Origin of the sequence: Ensifer sp. Root31, from assembly GCF_001424825.1 — a bacterium.
GTDB lineage: Bacteria > Pseudomonadota > Alphaproteobacteria > Rhizobiales > Rhizobiaceae > Ensifer > Ensifer canadensis.
The window spans coordinates 232,785-253,003 of the sequence record NZ_LMCO01000034.1; the positions used below are offsets into that span (position 1 = coordinate 232,785).

Here is a 20,219-nt window from a genome sequence, read left to right on the forward strand (position 1 = left end):
CATGTCGATCGCCATTCGCCGCCGCGTCCAGCTCGCCGTCCTGCTCGGTCCCGTTTCCCTGTTCCTCGCCGTCTTCTTCCTCGGTCCGCTCGCCATCATGATGGTCACGAGCTTTCTGGCGCCAGGCCTCTACGGTGGCGTGGAATGGACCTTCTACCCGCACAATTTCGGCCGCATCCTCGGCTTTGCCGATCCGATGTTCGAGGATTTCGATCCCGTCTATATCGCCATCTTCATCCGCTCGGTGAAGATCGCCGCACTCACCGTTATTGCCGCTTTGCTGGTCTGCTATCCCGCGGCCTTCTGCATCGCCCGCCTGTCGGAGCGATGGAAGAATTTCTGCCTGTTCCTCATCACCCTGCCCTTCTTCACCAGCCTGATCGTGCGGCTGTTCGTCTGGGTGCTGATCCTGCGCCAGACCGGCCTCGTCAACGAGATGCTGCTGTCGACGGGACTGATCGCCCGGCCGCTGGACCTGATCTATACGGACGGCGCGATCATCCTCGGCATGGTCTATGTCTTCATCCCGTTCATGTTCATGCCTGTTTATGCCAGCGTCGAGAAGCTGGACTGGACGCTGGTGCGTGCCTCGCTCGATCTCGGCGCCGGGCCTATCCGCACATTCTGGCGCATTATCCTACCGCTGACGGCTCCCGGCATTGCCGGCGGCGCGATCATCGTCTTCATTCCGGCGCTCGGCAATTTCGTCGTCCCGGCCATTCTCGGCGGCGCCAAGGTGATGATGCTCGGCAATCTCATCGAGCAGCAGTTCCTGGCCGCCCGCAACTGGCCGTTCGGCTCGGCGCTGGCGATGATGGTCATGAGCGTGATGCTGGTGCTGCTGCTCGTCTATGTGCTCGCGTCTAGCCGCCGCGGCACCGACGCAGCACTTGCTCGCTGAGGTCCCCCATGAAGATCGCTCAATCCCTCTTCCGCGGAAGCCTGCTCGCCTACACCGCTCTCTTCTTCGCCTTCATCTACATCCCGCTGGTGGTGATCGCCGTTTATTCGTTCAACGCCAACCCGGTCAACATGATGACCTGGACCGGCTTCACCACCGAATGGTACGCCCAGGTGCTCGGCTTCAAGACGACGATCTCCGAGAATGCGCTCTATATCGAATCGACCGGCCAGCTTATTCAGGCGGTGTGGAACAGCCTCGTCATCGCCACCTCCACGACACTGATCGCCACCGTCTTCGGCACGGCCATCGCGATCGGCCTCTACCGTTTCGACTTTCTCGGTCAGCGTTTCTACCGGGTGATCATGTTCATGCCGATGCTGATGCCCGACATCGTGCTCGGCATCGCGCTTTTGATCTTCTTCGTCAATTCGGGGATCAGCCTCGGCCTGACGACGATCGTCATCGGCCAGTGCACCTTCCTGATTTCCTATGTCTTCATCGTTGTCTCAGCGCGGCTGGCCGGCATGGACAGAACACTCGAAAACGCCTCGGCCGACCTCGGCGCCGACGAATGGACGACCTTTCGACGGGTGGTGCTGCCACAGCTCCTGCCCGGCATCGTCGGCGGCGCGCTGCTCGCCTTCATCATCTCGATGGACGATCTGGTGATCACCTATTTCATCGCCGGCGTCGATGTGACGACGCTGCCGATGTTCATCTTCGCCATGCTTCGCCGCGGCATCAAGCCGGAGATCAATGCGATCGCGGTGATGATGCTGACCTTCTCCTTCGTCGTCGCCTCTCTCGGCCTCTACCTCCGCTCCCGGCAGAAATGATCATGGACAACAAACGCAAAACCGTCTCTCAAACACGCGCCCGGGACCTCGGCTTGCCATTCAAGGGCCGGACCGGCCCCTTCAACGCCATCACCGATGTCGCAGGGATCGCCGTCGGCTTCCACACAATCTCAGAAGACGTGCCGCGCCCGGGGCGCAAGCGCCCGGTCAGAACCGGGGTCACCGCCATCCTGCCACATGCTGGCTCGGCCGTGCCCATCCCGGTTTATGCGGGCGTGCATCGCTTCAACGGCAACGGCGAAATGACCGGCACTCACTGGATCGAGGATGGCGGCTTCTTCCTCGGCCCGGTGATGATCACCAACACCCATGCGGTCGGCATGACCCATCACGCCACGATCAAGTGGATGCTGGAGCGCTATGCCTCCACCTATGACAGCGACAATTTTCTCTGGATCATGCCGGTGGTCGCAGAGACCTATGACGGCGTGTTGAACGACATCAACGGCCAGCCCATCGGCGAAGCCGAGGTCCGGGCAGCACTCGACGCTGCCAGCGGCGGACCTGTTAAGGAGGGGAATTGCGGCGGCGGAACCGGCATGATCGCCTATGGGTTCAAGGGCGGCACCGGCACCGCCTCTCGGGTCGTCGAGTTTGGCGGGCGTGATTACACGATCGGCACGCTGGTGCAGGCAAACCATGGCCAGCGGGACTGGCTGACAATCTGCGGCGTACCGGTCGGCGAGCACATGCGCGATGGCACGCCGCAGAGCCAGATGCAGGAGCGCGGGTCGATCATTGTCGTGATCGCCACCGATCTGCCGATGGCCCCGCACCAGCTGCAACGCCTCGCCCGTCGCGCCTCGATCGGCATCGGCCGCAACGGCACGCCCGGCGGCAACAATTCCGGCGACATCTTCCTGGCGTTTTCGACCGCCAACCCGCAGCCGATGGCGCACCGCGCTCCGCCGCGCCTCGCGCTTGAGATCGTCAATGACGAAATGCTCGATCCCGTCTATCTGGCAACGGTCGACACCGTCGAAGAGGCGGTGGTCAACGCCATGATCGCAGCGGAAGATTCAGGCGGCACCGCGCATGACCGGTTCAAGATCGAAGCCATCAGACATGAACCACTTCTCGAGGTCATGCGGAAGTACGGGCGCTGATGCGGTTTCCCTGTGTTTCCCGCCCAGATTGCCGACCAAGGCAGCTTCGATGCCGTGCCTTTTTCGGCGCGCTTCTACCGGCTTAGGATTTGTCGGCGACGCCGCACTGACAGGCGAGGGTAACGGCTGGCTCTTGGTTCCGTTACAAGCCCTGAGCGAACCGTATGATGGCAGTGCTGACATCATCGGGCCGCTCCTGCGGCACCCAGTGCCCACAGTCGGGTAGGAAGATGGTATCCACCAGCTTTGGCACCAGTCGCGGCATCTCGGCGATGATCGCGCGCATGCCGGGAATGGCCAATCCGGTATCGCGCTCCCCCATCAGATATACTGCCGGAACGTCGACGAGCTTTCCCTTCAGGCAGGATTGCAGTGCCCAATTCCGATCAAGATTGCGGTAGTAGTTCAGCCCTCCGGAAAAGCCGCTTTGCCGGAAAGCGTGCACGAAATTCTCGAACTCTGCATCGCCGATCCAGTCCGGAAGCTTTGCGGGGACAGGAAGGCTGGCCAGCAGACCGTCGCGTTTCGACACCATGCCGAAGGGATTTGGCGTCCTGTCGTCGTCGCGCGGTCCGGCCTCGCCGGACGCGGCAAACATCAGTTTGCGCAGCGTCAACGCCACATCCCGCTCGAACTCGGCTTCGGCGACACCTGGCTCTTGAAAATAGAGCGCATAGAACAGTGCATCCGCGGTTTTCGGGAAAATCTGCGTCGGTGGAGCTGGCGGTTGCGACATCATCGGCACGCCGATGGCCACGACGCCGGTGAAGCGGTCAGGTCGCAGCAGCACCGCCTGCCAGGCGACGCTCGCGCCCCAGTCATTGCCGACAATGATCGCGTTCTCGACGCCGAGCGTATCGAGCAGCCCGACCATGTCGCCGGCGAGATGGAAGAGCGTGTATTGATCGACCTCGTCAGGGCGGCTGCTCTTGCCATAGCCGCGCATATCCGGCGCGATGGCATGAAATCCGGCGGCGGCGAGGGCCGCAACCTGATGTCGCCATGCATAAGCGGTTTCTGGAAAGCCATGGCACAACAAGACCGCCGGCCCTTCGCCCGCCTCCAGGAAGTTCAAACGAATTCCATTCGCGTCTACGAGGCGCTCCTGCATTCTCTTCTCCAAACAGTTCCGCGATCGGGCTTCGAACGAAACGATATCGCTACAGAAATCAAAAACCGTGCCCTTGTCCGCTTCATTCCTATGCGCAACACAATATGTTACGAACATCGACAGGTCAATAATTCATAACAAATTAAGTTACACATAGGAGTGGTCGATGCCACAGGACAACCGCCTTTCAAGAATGCTGCATGTGCTCGTTCACATGCATCTGCTCGGCGGCACCGAAACGTCGCAGACGATCGGCTTGATGCTCTCCACCAACCCGGTGGTGGTCCGTCGCACGATGGCGGCACTCAAACGGCATGGTATCGTCGGCTCGGAAGGCGGGCCTGGTGGCGGCTGGCTGCTGACCCGCGGCGCGGAAGAAATATCCGTTCTCGATGTCCACAAGGCGCTCAACGACAAATCCGTCTTTTCGCTGGGGCTGGCCGCCGATCATGCAGGATGCCCCGTTGAGCGGGCCGTCAACGCGCATCTGTCAAAGGCGTTCTTGGCGGCGGAAACGGTGCTCAACGACGAGTTTGGCAAGCTGACTTTGGCGCAGATTGCCCGGGAATTTACAGCAGCGCGCTAAGCGCGCCCGAGGAACCTTGGGGCCCAGAGCGTTTCGGATTTAGACGGGACCGCACAAACGCTCTATCGCTTTGTCTTTACGCATTTCCTGACGGAAAACCGCTTCGCACTTTTCCTGGAAATGCTTTAGTCGAACTCGGCGATGAAGCCCGGTGTCGGCAGCGCCCGATCGCGAGCGCCCCATGTTTCGATCGTGGCCGTCAGCGGCAGCTGGTTGGCGCGATAAGCCACATAGAGGATACCGGCCCCGCCAACCTTCGGAACCTGGCGAAACCATCTGGTGTAGTCGAGCGGAGCACCGCTTGCCCATCGCCATGGGCGAGAAGCATCGTCCTTGACAAGGCTCAGCCAGGGGCCGACGCGCCGGTGCTCGCCACCCTCGAAAGCACTGTCGAAGAAATGTCCGTCTCCATTGACGAGAGATGCGACGAAAGCGTTCTCCTCGGCAGAGCCGATTGTCGCGAGATAGCCGCCGCAGCGGACGGCCGTGTTGCTTGCATCCTCCCAGGCGACATGTTCGGCCCTGTAGGCGGCAGCATAGAGATGGCCGTCGAAACGGCCATAGGTCAGGGCGAGCGGGGAGAGACAGCGCACCATTTCCACCACCCGCGCATCCTCCAGGCCATCGAGGTCGGCCGCGTCATATCGGCGGGCTGTCGCAAGCGAGAGGATCTCCTGCTTTGGCGCCGTCGTCGCCAAACCAAGTGCTGCGGCCGTTTCCTGATTGACGAAACCGGTCTGCACGAGGCCGCGGGCGCGCTGGAACGATGTGATGGCGAGGCGGGTCTGGCTGCCGAAATTGCCAGCGACCGTTCCCGTGTCGAAACCGGCGCCGATCAACGACGTCTAGACCGCCGCCCTGGCCGGCCGGTCGGCGAATTCACGCTGCTCCTGCGCCATGGCTGCCAAGGGCGACCGCAGTTCTTCGCTTGCGGCATCATCGACGCCGACCTTGCGCGAGAAGCGCGCAAGCGCTTCGGCGAGGCCGCGGCCGTGGCAAAAAGGGGCATGTCGCACGTCCACTTAGCGCGTCACGAGCCTATCCCGCCTGCCTGAACTTGCGGCGATTGCGACCGAGAGCGATCGACTCCGCCGCCTCGATGATCGAGTCCGTATCGATGCCGAAATGCGCATAGAGGTCGGCGATCGTGCCCGTCTGCCCGAAATGCTCGACGCCGAGTGAGACGGTTCGGTGGCCATGCACCGATCCAAACCAGCCGAGCGTGGCGGGATGACCATCCGTCACGGCAATGATCTCGCAGCTATCGGATAGCGGCGCCAGCAGCGCCTCGATGTGACTTTCGGCGCTGTGGTGGCCATGACGACGGGCACGCTGTGCCGCAGTCCAGCCGGCGTTGAGCCGGTCGGCGGACGTCACCGCCAGCACAGCGACATCGCGGTGACGTTCCGCAAGTCGCCCCGCCGCCATCAGCACCTCGGGGGCGACGCAACCTTGATAGGCCAGCACCAGCTGGGTGTTCGGTCGCGGCTCGCGCAGCCAGTAGGCACCGTCGATCACGCCCTGGCGGAAGGCCGCATCCTCGCGGCGCTGCATCTGTTCGAGCGGACGGGTCGTCAGCCGGAGATAGACGGAACCGCCAGTCGTATCGCGCAGCCACGTCCGTTCGTCGTGCACGGCATCGCCATCGCGCTGCATATAGTCGAAGGACCAATCCATGATCACCGAGAGTTCGTCGAGATAGGCAGGCTCAAAACTGGCAAGCCCATCCTGGCTCATGCCGATCAGCTGCGAGCCGATCGATTGGTGAGCGCCGCCTTCCGGCGCCAGTGTGACGCCTGACGGCGTGCCGACGATCATGAACCGTGCATCCTGGTAGCAGGCGTAGTTCAACGCATCGAGCCCGCGCGCCACGAACGGATCGTAGACGGTGCCGATCGGAAGCAGGCGTTCACCGAACACCGAATGGGAAAGGCCGGCAGCCCCCAGAAGCAGGAACAGGTTCATCTCGGCAATCCCGAGCTCGATATGCTGACCGCCAGGGCCGAAGGCCCATTTCTGCGCCGAGGGAACCTTCTCGTCGCGGAACGTGTCGGCCTGCATGTCGCGGGCGAAAAGGCCACGCCGGTTGACCCAGGGGCCGAGATTTGTCGAGACTGTCACGTCAGGCGCCATCGTCACGATGCGGGCGGCAAGCGCATCGTCGCGCTGCGCCAGGGCATCGAGGATCTTGCCGAACCCCGCCTGGGTGGAAAGTTCGCGGTCATCGAGCAAAACCGGCCCGGCCGATTGCACCGGTTCAGACTTGAACCGCCGGGTACCCTGGGCAAAGAACGACACGCTCTTCAAAAAGGTCTTCGCAGCTCCGGCATCGGCGACTGCCGCAAACTCCTCCCATTCCGCGCCGACCCTGACGCCGATCTTCTGCTGGAAGTCCTGCATCTGTGCCTTGGTCATCAGGCCGGCATGGTTGTCCTTGTGCCCCGCCAGCGGCGTTCCCCAGCCCTTGATCGTATAGGCAAGGAAGACGGTCGGACGGTCATGGTCGATACTGGCAAAGGTCTCAGCAAGCGTCTGGATGCAATGGCCGCCGAGATTGCTCATCAGCTCGGAAAGCTCGTCATCGCTGCGCGAAGCCAAAAGCTTGCTGACATTCCCCTGATCGCCGATCTCGTCCTGCAGCCGCTTGCGCCAGGCGCCGCCGCCCTGGAAGGTCAAGGCCGAATAGAGCTGGTTGGGGCAACGGTCGATCCAGGCGCGCAGCGTCTCGCCACCGGGTTCCTTGAACGCCGATTGCTGCAAGGCGCCATATTTGACGACCTTCACGTCCCAGCCGAAAGCGGTGAAGATGGCCTCGATCCGCTGCCACAGACCTTCGCGAACGACACCATCGAGGCTCTGACGGTTGTAATCGATCACCCACCAGGTGTTGCGCAGATCGTGCTTCCAGCCCTCCTGCAGGCACTCATAGATATTGCCTTCGTCAAGCTCGGCATCGCCGACGAGCGCGATCATGCGACCGTCGCTGCGCTTTTGCGCCCAGGGCTTCGAGGCGATGTAATCCTGGATGATCGAGGCGAAGGCGGTGATACCGACACCCAGACCGACAGAGCCGGTCGAAAAATCGACATCGTCGACATCCTTGGTGCGGCTGGGGTAGGATTGCGCGCCGCCGAAGCCGCGGAAATTCTGCAGCTTCTCGCGCGTCTGGTTGCCCATCAGGTACTGAATGGCGTGGAAGACAGGCGCGGCATGCGGCTTGACGGCAACGCGATCCTCCGGCCGAAGGATGTGGAAGTACAGCGCCGTCATGATCGAGGTGATCGAGGCGGACGACGCCTGGTGCCCGCCGACTTTCACCTCGCCTTTTTCCCGGATGTGATTGGCGTTGTGGATCATCCAGCATGCGTGCCAGAGGACCTGTCGCTCAAGATCCTTCAGGCATTTCAGCGTGGCGGTCGAAAGAATCTGCTCTTCCATGTCGGCTCCTCCCAGAACCCGGAAACGCTACACCCAGCGACGCGAAATATCCGATCTATCTTTGTTGGAATTTTTGCCGATACCGGCAATACTGACCGCCGAAACGCCATTTTAGGAAATTTCATGCCGAAGAAGACGCCAAGCTTTGACGCCGCGACCATCCGTATTCTCGATCTCTTGCAGCAGAACGCCGAGATCAGCACGGCCGAGCTCGCCGATGCAACCGGACTGTCCGCCTCTCCCTGTTGGCGGCGGGTCAACGAACTCAAGGAGAGTGGGGTCATCAAGGGCTCGGTCGCGCTCGTCGACGCCTTCGCCCTTGGCCTTGCGGTCAACGTGTTCGTGCACGTCTCGCTCAAGCAGCAGGACCGCGCCTCGCTCGATGTCTTCAGCACTGCCATCAAGACCAAGCCGGAGATCGTCGAATGTTACCTGATGACGGGCGAGTCGGATTACATGCTGCGCGTCGTCGTCGAGGATCTGATGAAATATCAGGCGCTCGTCGTCGACTTTCTGACGACAATCCCTGGCGTCTCTAGCATCCGATCGAGCTTCGCGCTCAGCCAGATCAAATATACGACCGCGTTGCCGACAGAGCACCTGCGCAACGCCTGAACATGTTTTGTCGGGCTATTCCTGAGTTTTGAGGTAGCTTAACACGGCATCGGCGATCAGCCCCTTGTGCCGTTGCATCGTCTCCGGCTCGCAAAGGTCACGGCGGAAGATCGTGCCGAACGTGTAGCGGTTCGAGACACGGAAGAAGCAGAACGCGCTGATCAACATGTGCACGTCGATCGGATCTGCCTTGCGCTGGAACACACCTTCGGCAACACCGCGTTCCAGAATGCCGGCAATGGTTTCAATAACCGAGACGTTGAGATCGCGGATCGCTTCCGAGCGCATCATATGGGCGGCGTGATGGATGTTTTCGATGCTGACCAGCCGCACGAATTCCGGGTTGGCCTGATCGTGGTCGAAGGTGGTTGAAATCAGGGTGCGCAACGCAGCCTCGGGCGCGAGGCTCGACAGTTGCAGATCGGCCTCCAGCGTCCGGATCTTGCGGTAGGACCGCTCGAGTACGGAGAGATAGAGCCCCTCCTTGCTTTCGAAATAGTAGTAGATCATCCGCTTGGAGGTTCGGGTCTTTTCGGCGATCGCGTCGACTCGGGCGCCTGCGAGACCATGGGTCGCGAACTCGTCCGTCGCGACGATGAGGATGTCCTCCTTCGTGCGCTGTGGATCGTTCTTGCGTCCGTTCTCTGCTCGCGCCGCCATGCCCAATTACTTCCTCACCCTTGATTTTCAACGAGAAACGGCCGTGGCCGTCACGCATTGACCGCGGCTCCACTCCGCGTCCTGCCCAAAGTCTTATTGGGCTTGCCGGTTTCTTTCAAGACATGCCGCTTGACATTCGAACTAGTTAGTACATTTTGAAACGGCATCCTGGTCGCTTGGAGGAGAGATCGGCATGCCAGCCTTGCGCGCCTGGATGTCCTGATCGATGACGGACGTCACAGACCGCAAGTCGCGGTTGATCGCCTGGGAGGAGCGAAATGGTGAGGATAATCGAATTCTGCTTCCTGATGCTGAAGGTCGCCATCGCGCTTCTACTTGCGGGCATGGTGGTGCTGGTCTTCGGAAATGTCGTGCTGCGTTACGCCTTCAACACGGGCATCACCTATTCCGAAGAACTGTCGCGCATCTTCTTCATCTGGCTGACCTTTCTCGGCGCCGTCATTGCCATGCGGGAACATGCCCATCTCGGCGTCGACTCGCTGCTGCGCCGCTTGCCGCCGCTCGGCGCGAAGGTCGCCATTCTCTGCGGTCACGCACTGATGCTGGGCGCAACATGGCTGATGATCAGCGGCAGCTGGACGCAGACACTGATCAATCTGCATGTCGCAGCACCGGCCACCGGCATTTCCATGGGCTTCTTCTACGGCGCCGGCCTCGCCTTCGGCATTCCCGCCTTTCTGATCATCCTCTGGGACGCGTTCTGCGTGCTCACGGGTCGCATCGATGTGGCCACGGCCGAGTTCGTGCGTGACAGCGAGGATCAGGCCGTCCTCGACGACCACCCGACGCCTTCGCTCGCCCAACCCATCGCAAAGCCCTGAGGAGACGACGATGACCGTTACCATTTTCCTCGGCGCTCTGCTTGGTCCGATGGCCCTTGGTGTGCCGATTGCCTTCGCCCTGATCATCAGCGGTGTCGCGCTGATGATGTATCTCGGCCTCTACGACGCCCAGATCGTTGCCCAAAACGTGCTGAACGGCGCCGACAGTTTCCCGCTCATGGCCGTGCCCTTCTTCATGCTCGCCGGCGAGGTGATGAACACCGGCGGCCTGTCGCGGCGCATCGTCGATCTTGCCATGGCCTTGGTCGGCCATATCCGCGGCGGGCTCGGCTTCGTCGCCATCTTTGCCGCCTGCATCATGGCGAGCCTTTCCGGCTCGGCCGTTGCCGATGCGGCAGCGCTCGGCGCACTTCTGTTGCCGATGATGCTGAAATCCGGCCACGATCCGGCCCGCGCCGGAGGCCTGCTCGCCTCCGCGTCGATCATCGGCCCGATCATTCCGCCGTCGATCGGCTTCATCCTCTACGGCGTCGTCGGCGGTGTCTCGATCACCAAGCTTTTCCTGGCCGGCATTTTCCCCGGCCTGATGATTGCAGCCGCCCTCTGCGTGACCTGGTTGATCGTGTCGCGCAAGGAGCAGCATCAACTGCCGCCGCGCCAGAGCGGCGCCGTCAGGATGAAGACCTTCATCGACAGCCTCTGGGCGCTCTTCCTGCCTGTTATCATCATCGTCGGCTTGAAGTTCGGCGTGTTCACCCCGACGGAGGCCGGCGTCGTCGCCGCCGTCTACTCACTGTTCGTGTCGATGGTGATCTATCGCGAGCTGCCGCCGGCCAAGCTGTTCCAGGTCTTCGTGGCTGCGGCGAAGATCACCTCCATCGTCATGTTCCTCGTTGCCTGCTCGGCCGTTTCGGCTTGGCTGATCACGGTTGCCGACGTGCCCGGCGACCTCGCCGCCCTGGTCGAGCCGCTGATGGACAACCAGACGCTCCTGCTCCTAGCGATCATGGTGCTCGTCGTCGTGGTCGGCACCGCCATGGACATGACCCCGACCATCCTGATCATGACGCCGGTGCTGATGCCGATCATCAAGCAGGCGGGCATCGATCCGGTCTATTTCGGCGTGCTGTTCATCATCAACAACTCGATCGGCCTGATCACACCGCCGGTGGGCACGGTGCTCAACGTCATCTGCGGCGTTTCCAAGCTGAAGATGGAAGACCTCATGAGGGGGGTCATGCCGTTCCTGATCGCCGAGCTGATCGTCCTGTTCCTGCTCGTCTTGTTCCCGCAACTGGTGACCGCGCCGGTTTCCTGGTTTGCGCGATAGGCACAAAAAACACATGCAAAGTTCAACCGGCCGGAGGGAGAACCCGGCCAAGTATGGGAGGAAAACATGTTCAACAGACTGATGAAAATCGCGCTCGGGCTCGCCGTGCCGGTAGCGCTGATCGCAGCGAGCCCGGCGCTGGCCGAGATTCGCGAGCACCAGCTCAAGTTCGCCGCCGCCAACAACAAGGGCCATCCCCAGGTGATGGGCATGGAGAAGTTCGCCGAACTGGTGAAGGACAAGAGCGGCGGCAAGATCGAGGTCAAGCTGTTTCCGGGCGGCGTGCTCGGCGGCGACGTGCAGACCGTATCGGCGCTGCAGGGCGGCGTGATCGAAATGACGGTTCTGAACGCCGGCATCCTGGCAAGCAACGTCAAGCAGTTCGGCGCCGTCGATCTGCCCTTCCTGTTCAACAATGGCGAAGAGGCCGACAAGGTGATGGACGGCCCCTTCGGCACCGGCCTTGCCGATCTTTTGCCGGACACCGGGCTCGTTGGGCTGGGCTATTGGGAGCACCCGGTCACCAAGATCGAGGACATCAAGGGCCTGAAGATCCGCACGATCCAGTCGCCGATCCCGATCGAGCTCTTCAACAATCTCGGCGCCAATGCCGTGCCGCTGCCCTATACCGAGCTCTATACCGCGCTCGAGACCGGGACGGTCGACGGCCAGGAAAATCCGGCCGCAAACATTCTCAACGCCAAGTTCTATGAGGTGCAGAAGTACATGACGGTGACCCGTCACCAGTACAATCCGCAGATCGTGCTGATCAGCAAGAAATTCTGGGACGGTCTCAACGACGAGGAGAAGGTAGTGTTGCAGACCTCGGCCACCGAGGCCCGCGACTATCAGCGCCAGGTCTCGCGCGAGTTCGACGCCAAAGCGATCGCCGACATCAAGGCGACCGGCATGGAAGTCAGTGAGCTTTCGCCGGAGGAAACCCAGAAGCTGCGCGACGCAGTCAAGCCGATGATCGAGAAGTTCAGCGCCGAAATCGGTCCCGACACTGTCGCAGCCCTGTTCAAGGAGCTTCAGACGCTTCGCGGCCAGTAAGCCTGCCGCCGGCCCGCTTTTATGCGGGTCGGCAACCAACCGATTGATGAAAGCCGTCGAGATGACTGAGACCCTTCTGAAACCGTTGAAAGCCGGATTGATCGGCGCCGGCATTCAAGCCTCGCTCACACCGGCCATGCATATGCGCGAAGGTGCGGCACAGGGCCTTACCTATGAGTACGAGCTGATCGACCTGACGCAGCGCGGCGCGAGCCCGGACGACCTGCCGCAGTTGCTGCGGGAGGCCGAACAGCGGGGCCTTTGCGGATTGAACATCACGCACCCGTGCAAGCAACTGGTCATTCCCTTTCTCGACGAGCTGTCCGACGAGGCCCGAGATCTCGGTGCTGTGAACACCGTCGTGCTCAAGGCGGGTCGCCGCATCGGCCACAACACCGACTGGTGGGGATTTGCCGAAGGCTTTCGCCGCGGTCTGCCCGGAGTAGCGCTGTCGCACGCGGTGCAACTCGGCGCCGGCGGCGCCGGCGTTGCGACAGCCTACGCGATCCTATCGATGGGGCTAACTTCACTGACGGTGTTCGACCGGGAGATCGAGCGCGCAGAAGCACTGGTATCCAGCATGTCGCCGCTGTTTCCACAAGCACACATTGTTGCCGGCACCGACCTTCCATCCGCTATGAGAGCAGCGGACGGTTTGCTCCATGCTACGCCAACCGGGATGGCGAAATATCCCGGCCTGCCACTTCCAGCCGAACTGCTCGAACCACATCATTGGGTGGCGGAAGTCGTCTATTTCCCGCTGGAAACCGAACTGCTGACTGAGGCCAGGCGGTGCGGCTGCAAGACGCTCGACGGCGGCGGCATGGCGGTGTTTCAGGCGGTCGGCGCCTTTCGTCTGTTTACCGGGTGTGAGCCGGATGCGGCCCGCATGCTTGCCCATTTCAAGGCCCTGACCGCCTGACGACAGGGCATCGAAGGAGACACGCATGAAAACCTCGATCGCGACCGTCTCTCTGAGCGGCGACCTGCGCAGCAAGCTGGAGGCGATAGCAAATGCCGGCTTCGACGGCGTCGAGATCTTCGAGAACGATTTTCTGGTTTTCGATGAAAGTCCGCGCCAGGTCGGCCAGATGGTGCGCGACCATGGCCTGGAGATTTCTCTGTTCCAGCCGTTCCGCGATTTCGAGGGCATGCCGGAGCCGCTCAGAAGCAGGACGTTCGACCGTGCGGAACGCAAATTCGACGTGATGCAGGAGATGGGAACCGACCTGGTGCTCGTCTGCTCCAACGTCTCTTCCGCCGCACTCGGCGGTCTTGACCGGGCTGCCGCCGATTTTCGCGAACTGGGGGAAAGGGCGGCCAGGCGGGACTTGCGGGTCGGATACGAAGCGCTCGCCTGGGGACGCCACATCAACGACCACCGCGATGCCTGGGAGGTGGTGCGCCGGGCCGACCATGCCAATGTCGGCCTCATTCTCGATAGTTTTCACACGCTGGCGCGCAAGATCGACGTCAACTCCATCCGCTCCATACCCAAGGAGAAGATCTTCATCATCCAGCTGGCGGACGCGCCGCTGATCGATATGGACCTGCTCTATTGGAGCCGGCATTTCCGCAACATGCCGGGTGAAGGCGACCTGCCCGTTCTCGAGTTCATGCGGGCGGTGGCCGCCACCGGCTATGACGGCTATCTGTCGCTCGAGATCTTCAACGATCAGTTTCGCGGCGGCTCGGCGACGGCGATCTCGGTCGACGGCCAGCGTTCGCTGCTCTATCTCGGCGACCAAGTGCGGCGGACTGAGCCGGACATTGCCCTGCCCATTCCCGAAATGCCGCCTCGATCAGGCGTCGAGGGCATTGCCTTCATCGAATTCACCATCGACGAAAGCGAAGCACCGCAATTCGAGGCGCTGATCCGCACACTCGGCTTCTGCAAGGCCGCTCGTCACAAGACGAAAAGCGTCACCGTCTTTCAGCAGGGCGATATCAGGCTGGTGATCAACACGGAAAGCCGCGGCTTTGCCAACTCTTCTTACCTGGTTCACGGCACTTCGGCCTATGCGATGGGCCTGCTCGTCGACGATGCCCGGGCCACGCACCGGCGGGCGCTGGCGCTCGGCGCCGAGACCTTCGCCCAGCCGGTGGACGAGGGCGAGATCGAGATGCCAGCCGTTCACGGGGTCGGCGGCGGCATCGTCTACTTCCTCGATCGCCACAGTGACCTCGGCAGCATATGGGACGTCGAGTTCGATCCGGTCGACGACCTCAGCGCGACCTCGGCCGGGTTGTCATCGATCGACCACATCGCCCAGACGATGCACTACGACGAACTGCTGACGTGGCTGCTCTTCTATACCTCGCTGCTGGAAGCCCATAAGACCCCGCTTGTCGACATCATCGACCCCTCGGGCATCGTGCGCAGCCAGGTGGTAGAGAACGCCGCCGGATCCCTGCGCATCACAATGAATGGCGCCGAGAACCGCAACACGCTTGCCGGTCGTTTCATCGCCGATACGTTCGGCTCCGGCATCCAGCATCTGGCCTTCAAGACAGACGATATCTTCAGGACTGCAGACGTGCTTGCGGCGGGCGGCTTTGTCTCGCTGGCGATCTCGCCCAATTATTACGACGACCTCGAAGCCCGCTTCGGGCTCGATCCGCATTTCACCGAGCGGCTGAAGGCGCACAACATCCTCTACGACAAGGACGAGCGCGGCGAGTATTTCCAACTCTACAGCCCGACCTTCTCTGGCGGGTTCTTCTTCGAGATCGTCGAGCGGCGCGGATACCGCGGCTATGGCGCGGCAAACGCGATCTTCCGGATCGCAGCACTTCGCAAGTTTCTGGAGCCGGCCGGCATGCCGCGCGCATAAGCGTCAGGCATGCGCCGGGCGTGCGCGCCGCGGGATGCGTCGCACCCTAGGGATGCGTTCGCAGCGTTCGCACCCTGGGGATTGACAATCCCGGCAGATTGCGGCGCCGCCTCGTCGATCTTCGGCATCAAACGCCACATGCTGCCAGGCGGCGCTCACGGTTTGCGCATCGCGCTACCTTGCGTCGAAAGCCGACGTAACAGTTACAGAAAGGCGATTTACTCTTCAAAGGCAGAGCTTTCCTGACTAGTGTGCGGTTGAGCAGACCACGTGGGACTGAACCTGGCCTTGTTGCTGAAAGGACGTGACATGACCGTGCCGAAAGTCGCCTTCTCTGTCTTTTCCTTCCTTCTGGCAATCACATTCAGTTTGTCGCCCGCTCACGCGCAGCAGGCGCCGGCCGTGGTCGTGGCGCCCGCCAGGATCGTCGACCTGCGTGAAAGCGTCGATCTGACGGGCCGCGTCGTCGCGACCCAGAAGGTCGACATCCGCGCACGCGTCGCCGGTTTCCTGGAGGCGGTCGATTTCAAGGAAGGGCAGACGGTAACGGCCGGGACCATGCTCTATCAGGTCGAGGACGGCGCCTATCGGGCGGCGGTACAGGAAATAGAGGGTTCGATCCAGGCGGCCGAGGCCCAGCGCGATCTTGCCGTACTCGAACGAGACCGTGCCAAGCAGCTGATCACAAGCAATACGATCTCCCAGGCCAAGGTCGATACCGCTAACGCCGAAGTCAAGAAGGCGGAGGCGGAACTCGTACGGCTCAAGGGCAGCAAGCAGAGCGCCGACCTCAACCTCTCCTATACCAGGATCACCGCCCCCTTCGACGGCGTGCTAGGCCTGACGACCGCCGATGTCGGCGCACTGGTCGGCCCGGATACCGGGCCGCTTGTCACGTTGACGCGGCTCGATCCGATCTATGTCGTCTTTCCGGTGTCCACCTCGCTGCTCCTGACCTACCGGGAGCGGGTGCAGAAGGGCGAGATGCCCGGCGGCGCCAATGTCGCGCTGACCTTGCCCAACGGTACCGAATATCCGCTGAAAGGCACCATCGACTTCATCGCCAGCAACGTCGCGCAAGGAACCGACACCGTGACGGTGCGCGCGCAGTTCGACAACCCGAACTCCCTGCTGCTCGACGGCACCCTCGTGCGCGTCATCCTTGAGCAGTCCGACAAGCAGGACGTTCTGGCGGTACCTGAGCAGGCGGTCCAGCGCGACCAGCAGGGCGCCTTCGTCATGGTGGTCGATGCTGCCTCCAAGGTCGAGCTGCGCCGCATCGACGTTTCCCGCTCCGCGCGCGGCCTTTCCGTGGTGAGCAAGGGGCTCAAGGAAGGCGAAAACGTCATCACCGAAGGTGTCGGCAAGGTCAGACCGGGCATCGTCGTTGACGCAGCAGCGGCGACGGGTGGCTGAGCATGATCTCCGAAATCTTCATCGATCGCCCGCGTTTTGCTGCCGTCATCTCGATCGTCCTCACGCTGGCGGGCCTGATCGCGCTCACCCGGCTGCCGATCGCGCAGTTTCCCGACATCGTGCCGCCACAGGTGAGCGTCACCGCAAGCTACCCTGGCGCCGGCGCCGAGGTGGTCGAAACCACCGTCGCCCAACCGATCGAGAGCAAGATCGTCGGCGTCGACGACATGCTCTACATGAAGTCGACGAGCGGCGCTGACGGTTCCTACACGCTCACCGTCACATTTGCCGTCGGCACGGACCCCGATATCGCCACCGTCAACGTGCAGAACCGCGTGTCGCTTGCCGAGGCCGGGCTACCGGCGGAGGTCAAGCAGACCGGCGTCAGCGTGCGCAAGAAATCATCTGCCCTGATGCAGGTGATCACCATCTACGGCAAGGACGACAGTTTCGATTCGCTGTTTCTGTCCAACTACGCCACGATCAACCTGATGGACACGGTCAAGCGGGTTCCGGGCGTCGGGGATGCCTCGCTGTTCGGCGCCAAAGACTATGCCATGCGCATCGTGCTGGACATCGACCGCCTGACCAATCTCAGTCTGACGCCGACCGATGTGATCAACGCGCTGAAGGCGCAGAACGTCCAGGCGGCAATCGGCCGGATCGGCGCGCAGCCGATTACCGACGATCCGCTGTTTCAGCTCAACCTGCAGACCCAGGGACGTCTGACCGACCCCGCCCAGTTCGAGAACGTGGTCCTGAGGGCCGAGCCGGACGGGTCCTTCGTGCGCATCCGCGATATTGCCAAAGTCGAACTGGGTGCCGCGAGCTCCGACTCGAGCGCCCGCTTCAACGGCAAGCCGGTTGCGATGATCGGCACCTACCAGGCACCGGGAGCCAATGCGCTTGCGGCCGCCGAAGGCGTCAAACAGGCGATGGAGCGCCTTTCCCAGTCGTTTCCTGAGGGACTGACCTATTCCGTCTCCTACGACACGACCCAGTTCGTCGAGGCGAGCGTCGAGAATGTTGTGCATACGCTGCTGGAAGCGTTCGTACTCGTCATCATTGTCGTCTTCCTGTTCCTCGGCAATGTCAGGGCGACATTGATCCCGCTCGTCGCCGTGCCCGTCGCGCTGATCGGCACCTTCGCGATCATCCTTGCCATGGGCTTTTCGCTCAACACGGTGTCGCTGTTGGCGATGGTTCTGGCGATCGGCATCGTCGTCGACGACGCGATCGTGGTGGTCGAGAACATCGAGCGCGTGATGGAGGAGAACCCAGGCATGCAGGCGCCCGAGGCGGCGCGTCTCGCCATGGGCGAGATCACCGGAGCGATCGTTGCCATTACGCTCGTCTTGCTGTCGGTATTCGTTCCCGTCGCATTCATTCCGGGATTGAGCGGGCAACTGTTCCAGCAGTTTGCCGTGGCCGTATCCGTGTCGATGGTGATCTCCGCCATCAATGCGCTGACCTTGAGCCCTGCACTCTGCTCCATCCTGCTGAAGCCGCATCACGGGCCGAAGCGCGGCGTCCTCGGCTGGCTCTCGCGGCGGATCGATAACGGCCGCGATGGCTATGTCCTTGTCGCCGGGCATATCGCCCGTCGGGCGATCCTCGGCATCCTGCTCCTGGCCGTCGCAATCGGCGCCAGCGGCTGGCTTTTCCGTGTCGTGCCGACCGGCTTTCTGCCAAGCGAAGACCAGGGCGCCTACTTCACCGAAATACGGCTGCCGGAGGGCGCGTCCTACAACCGCACGGATGCGGTTGTGCGCGACGTCGAAAAGATGCTCGGCGGCATCGATGGTGTCGCCGACGTCATTACGGTTACCGGCTACAGCTTCCTCGATGGCCTGGCCAAATCGAACAGCGCCTTTGCCATCGTCACGATGAAGCCGTTCGCCGAGCGGACCAGCGCGGCCAGTTCCGTCGATGCGGCGATCGCAACGACCATGGCCAAGGGCACGGCCGTCCGCGGCGCGCAGATCTTCGCGTTCAACCTGCCGCCGATCATGGGCCTCGGCACGGGGTCGGGCTTCGAATACCAGCTGCTCGACCTGCAGGGCCGCCCGCCCGCAGAGCTCGCTGCAACCGCCGGCGGCCTGATCGTCGCCGCCAATCAAAATCCGCTGCTTGGCCCCACCTTCACCACCTATTCCGCAAGCTCGCCGCAGCTCTATCTCGATCTCGATCGGGATCGCCTGCAGGCGCTCGGCGTATCCGTGAGCGACCTTTTCAACACCCTGCAGGGAACGCTCGGGTCCTATTACGTCAACGACTTCAACCTCTTCGGACGAAGCTGGAAGGTCAATCTGCAGGCGGCCGAAGCCGACCGCAGTTCGGTCGACGACATCTCGCGTCTGCACGTCCGCAACGCGTCCGGTGGCATGGTCCCGGTCGCCTCGGTCGCGCGCGTCGAATACGTCATCGGCCCGCAGTCGATCGTGCGGTACAACAACTATCGCTCGATCACGCTCAATGGGCAGCCCGCCCCTGGCGTATCGTCTGGCGAGGCGCTCGCCGCGATGGAAGCCCTGTCGGCAACGACCCTGCCAGCGGGCTACAGCTACGAGTGGACCGGCACAGCCTTGCAGGAGCTTGAAGCGGCGGGACAGACGACGGCTATCCTCGCGCTTGCGGTGCTGTTTGCCTATCTGTTCCTCGTCGCGCTCTACGAAAGCTGGACGATCCCGGTCCCTGTGTTGCTGTCGGTGGCCGTCGGCGTCGCGGGCGCCCTGGTCTCGGTTCTCGTGGCGGGCCTGTCGTTCGACATCTACGCCCAGATCGGCCTCGTCGTGCTGATCGCACTCGCCTCCAAGAACGCGATCCTGATCGTCGAATTCGCCAAATTCCATCGCGAGAAGGGTGCTGGCATCGTCGAGGCCGCGGTCGAAGGCGCACGCGCCCGCTTCCGCGCGGTGATGATGACGAGCTTCGCCTTCATCGTCGGCCTCGTCCCTCTGGTCACGGCGCAAGGGGCAGGCATGCTGAGCCGGCGGGCCGTCGGCACGGGGGTCGCGGGTGGCATGCTTGCGGCCTCGCTGATCGGGATCTTCATCATCCCTGCCCTCTATGTCGTGTTTCAATCGTTGCGCGAGCGCGGCCATCGGCTTGCCGGTCTTTCGACCACAGGCGGGGTGCACGCACCGGCAACGACGAGCGATACCGAGGCCAAGCATGTTTCCGCGGAGGACGGCGAACAAGCGCGCCCGGCCACAATCGAGCAAGGCAGTCCCTAGAGCGTTTCCGGTTTAAGCGGAGTCGTAGAAACGCTATATCTCTTTGTTTTTACGCATTTCCTGACGGAAAACCGCTTCGCACTTTTCCTGGAAATGCTCTAGAGGGAGGGCCGGTTCAGCAACAGGCTGAGATAAAGGCGCCTGCACGCGGCCGCGGATGACACGGCGGTCGTCAATCCCCCCCCCCCGGTGCACCGTACAACTGCTTGACAGCCTGCGCGAAACAGCGGAAAAATATCACCATGGGGTCGCGATCACCCCACGAGGCGA

At 62.2% G+C, this 20,219-nt stretch carries 17 protein-coding genes; 12 read left to right on the forward strand and 5 right to left on the reverse strand.

Annotation, left to right across the window (positions count from 1 at the left end):
• Window position 1 precedes the first annotated feature (1 nt).
• Genes ASD00_RS25630 through ASD00_RS25640 form a run of 3 tightly spaced genes read left to right on the forward strand, consistent with a single transcriptional unit; the run spans window position 2 to window position 2,867 of the window.
• Window positions 2–901: an ABC transporter permease gene (locus ASD00_RS25630; RefSeq protein ID WP_057209942.1), complete on the forward strand. Its 900-nt coding sequence runs from the start codon at window positions 2–4 to the stop codon at window positions 899–901.
• Between the two features lie 8 nt (window positions 902–909).
• Window positions 910–1,740 carry an ABC transporter permease gene (locus ASD00_RS25635; RefSeq protein ID WP_057209943.1) on the forward strand — a complete coding sequence of 277 codons (831 nt, stop codon included), beginning with the start codon at window positions 910–912 and terminating at the stop codon, window positions 1,738–1,740.
• Between the two features lie 2 nt (window positions 1,741–1,742).
• Complete coding sequence (locus ASD00_RS25640; RefSeq protein WP_057209945.1) at window positions 1,743–2,867, forward strand: P1 family peptidase; 1,125 nt, start codon at window positions 1,743–1,745, stop codon at window positions 2,865–2,867.
• A gap of 142 nt (window positions 2,868–3,009) precedes the next feature.
• On the opposite strand, the gene ASD00_RS25645 is transcribed toward ASD00_RS25640, so the two are convergent.
• A complete protein-coding gene (locus tag ASD00_RS25645) occupies window positions 3,010–3,978 on the reverse strand; it encodes an alpha/beta hydrolase (protein WP_057209947.1) in 969 nt (322 codons plus the stop codon).
• Window positions 3,979–4,144: 166 nt separating this feature from the next.
• Between ASD00_RS25645 and ASD00_RS25650 the strand changes: the two genes are divergently transcribed.
• Window positions 4,145–4,564, forward strand: coding sequence for an Rrf2 family transcriptional regulator (locus ASD00_RS25650; RefSeq protein WP_057209948.1), 420 nt, complete (start codon window positions 4,145–4,147; stop codon window positions 4,562–4,564).
• 125 nt (window positions 4,565–4,689) lie between these two features.
• On the opposite strand, the gene ASD00_RS25655 is transcribed toward ASD00_RS25650, so the two are convergent.
• Genes ASD00_RS25655 through ASD00_RS25660 form a run of 3 tightly spaced genes read right to left on the reverse strand, consistent with a single transcriptional unit; the run spans window position 4,690 to window position 8,002 of the window.
• Window positions 4,690–5,403, reverse strand: a complete 714-nt coding sequence (locus tag ASD00_RS25655; protein WP_057209950.1) for a peptidoglycan-binding protein — start codon at window positions 5,401–5,403, stop codon at window positions 4,690–4,692.
• Between the two features lie 6 nt (window positions 5,404–5,409).
• The gene (locus tag ASD00_RS40365) at window positions 5,410–5,586 is read right to left on the reverse strand and encodes a hypothetical protein (protein WP_156407911.1); all 177 of its coding nucleotides are present in this window, start codon (window positions 5,584–5,586) and stop codon (window positions 5,410–5,412) included.
• Window positions 5,587–5,602: 16 nt separating this feature from the next.
• Entirely contained in the window at window positions 5,603–8,002 is a 2,400-nt protein-coding gene (locus ASD00_RS25660; RefSeq protein ID WP_057209952.1) for a transketolase, read from the reverse strand.
• A 123-nt stretch (window positions 8,003–8,125) separates the two neighbouring features.
• On the opposite strand from ASD00_RS25660, the gene ASD00_RS25665 reads away from it, so the two are divergent.
• Window positions 8,126–8,617 (forward strand): Lrp/AsnC family transcriptional regulator, encoded by a 492-nt coding sequence (locus ASD00_RS25665; protein WP_025429380.1) that lies wholly within the window; start codon window positions 8,126–8,128, stop codon window positions 8,615–8,617.
• Between the two features lie 15 nt (window positions 8,618–8,632).
• Here the strand turns inward: ASD00_RS25665 and ASD00_RS25670 are convergent, their stop codons facing one another.
• Window positions 8,633–9,277: a TetR/AcrR family transcriptional regulator gene (locus tag ASD00_RS25670; RefSeq protein WP_025429381.1), complete on the reverse strand. Its 645-nt coding sequence runs from the start codon at window positions 9,275–9,277 to the stop codon at window positions 8,633–8,635.
• A 278-nt stretch (window positions 9,278–9,555) separates the two neighbouring features.
• On the opposite strand from ASD00_RS25670, the gene ASD00_RS25675 reads away from it, so the two are divergent.
• The 7 genes from ASD00_RS25675 to ASD00_RS25705 all read left to right on the forward strand — a co-directional run bounded on the left by ASD00_RS25675 (window position 9,556) and on the right by ASD00_RS25705 (window position 19,949).
• Window positions 9,556–10,119: a TRAP transporter small permease gene (locus tag ASD00_RS25675; protein WP_057209953.1), complete on the forward strand. Its 564-nt coding sequence runs from the start codon at window positions 9,556–9,558 to the stop codon at window positions 10,117–10,119.
• A 10-nt stretch (window positions 10,120–10,129) separates the two neighbouring features.
• On the forward strand, window positions 10,130–11,410 hold the full coding sequence (locus tag ASD00_RS25680) for a TRAP transporter large permease subunit (RefSeq protein WP_057209955.1): 1,281 nt from the start codon (window positions 10,130–10,132) through the stop codon (window positions 11,408–11,410).
• Between the two features lie 66 nt (window positions 11,411–11,476).
• Window positions 11,477–12,463: a TRAP transporter substrate-binding protein gene (locus ASD00_RS25685; RefSeq protein WP_057209957.1), complete on the forward strand. Its 987-nt coding sequence runs from the start codon at window positions 11,477–11,479 to the stop codon at window positions 12,461–12,463.
• Between the two features lie 61 nt (window positions 12,464–12,524).
• The gene (locus tag ASD00_RS25690) at window positions 12,525–13,385 is read left to right on the forward strand and encodes a shikimate dehydrogenase (protein ID WP_057210121.1); all 861 of its coding nucleotides are present in this window, start codon (window positions 12,525–12,527) and stop codon (window positions 13,383–13,385) included.
• A gap of 25 nt (window positions 13,386–13,410) precedes the next feature.
• On the forward strand, window positions 13,411–15,297 hold the full coding sequence (locus ASD00_RS25695) for a sugar phosphate isomerase/epimerase and 4-hydroxyphenylpyruvate domain-containing protein (RefSeq protein ID WP_057209958.1): 1,887 nt from the start codon (window positions 13,411–13,413) through the stop codon (window positions 15,295–15,297).
• A gap of 309 nt (window positions 15,298–15,606) precedes the next feature.
• Window positions 15,607–16,713: an efflux RND transporter periplasmic adaptor subunit gene (locus ASD00_RS25700; RefSeq protein ID WP_025429388.1), complete on the forward strand. Its 1,107-nt coding sequence runs from the start codon at window positions 15,607–15,609 to the stop codon at window positions 16,711–16,713.
• Between the two features lie 2 nt (window positions 16,714–16,715).
• Window positions 16,716–19,949, forward strand: a complete 3,234-nt coding sequence (locus tag ASD00_RS25705) for a multidrug efflux RND transporter permease subunit (RefSeq protein ID WP_057209960.1) — start codon at window positions 16,716–16,718, stop codon at window positions 19,947–19,949.
• The last annotated feature ends 270 nt before the right edge of the window (window positions 19,950–20,219 follow it).

Bases quoted from the DNA above. Each gene is read 5' to 3' on its own strand.
- ASD00_RS25640 (WP_057209945.1), top strand. From the start codon at position 1,743: ATGGACAACAAACGCAAAACCGTCTCTCAAACACGCGCCCGGGACCTC.
- ASD00_RS25700 (WP_025429388.1), top strand. From the start codon at position 15,607: ATGACCGTGCCGAAAGTCGCCTTCTCTGTCTTTTCCTTCCTTCTGGCA.
- ASD00_RS25690 (WP_057210121.1), top strand. From the start codon at position 12,525: ATGACTGAGACCCTTCTGAAACCGTTGAAAGCCGGATTGATCGGCGCC.
- ASD00_RS25675 (WP_057209953.1), top strand. From the start codon at position 9,556: ATGGTGAGGATAATCGAATTCTGCTTCCTGATGCTGAAGGTCGCCATC.
- ASD00_RS25665 (WP_025429380.1), top strand. From the start codon at position 8,126: ATGCCGAAGAAGACGCCAAGCTTTGACGCCGCGACCATCCGTATTCTC.
- ASD00_RS25645 (WP_057209947.1), bottom strand. From the start codon at position 3,978: ATGCAGGAGCGCCTCGTAGACGCGAATGGAATTCGTTTGAACTTCCTG.
- ASD00_RS25680 (WP_057209955.1), top strand. From the start codon at position 10,130: ATGACCGTTACCATTTTCCTCGGCGCTCTGCTTGGTCCGATGGCCCTT.
- ASD00_RS25630 (WP_057209942.1), top strand. From the start codon at position 2: ATGTCGATCGCCATTCGCCGCCGCGTCCAGCTCGCCGTCCTGCTCGGT.
- ASD00_RS25670 (WP_025429381.1), bottom strand. From the start codon at position 9,277: ATGGCGGCGCGAGCAGAGAACGGACGCAAGAACGATCCACAGCGCACG.
- ASD00_RS25705 (WP_057209960.1), top strand. From the start codon at position 16,716: ATGATCTCCGAAATCTTCATCGATCGCCCGCGTTTTGCTGCCGTCATC.
- ASD00_RS25695 (WP_057209958.1), top strand. From the start codon at position 13,411: ATGAAAACCTCGATCGCGACCGTCTCTCTGAGCGGCGACCTGCGCAGC.
- ASD00_RS25685 (WP_057209957.1), top strand. From the start codon at position 11,477: ATGTTCAACAGACTGATGAAAATCGCGCTCGGGCTCGCCGTGCCGGTA.
- ASD00_RS25635 (WP_057209943.1), top strand. From the start codon at position 910: ATGAAGATCGCTCAATCCCTCTTCCGCGGAAGCCTGCTCGCCTACACC.
- ASD00_RS25660 (WP_057209952.1), bottom strand. From the start codon at position 8,002: ATGGAAGAGCAGATTCTTTCGACCGCCACGCTGAAATGCCTGAAGGAT.
- ASD00_RS25650 (WP_057209948.1), top strand. From the start codon at position 4,145: ATGCCACAGGACAACCGCCTTTCAAGAATGCTGCATGTGCTCGTTCAC.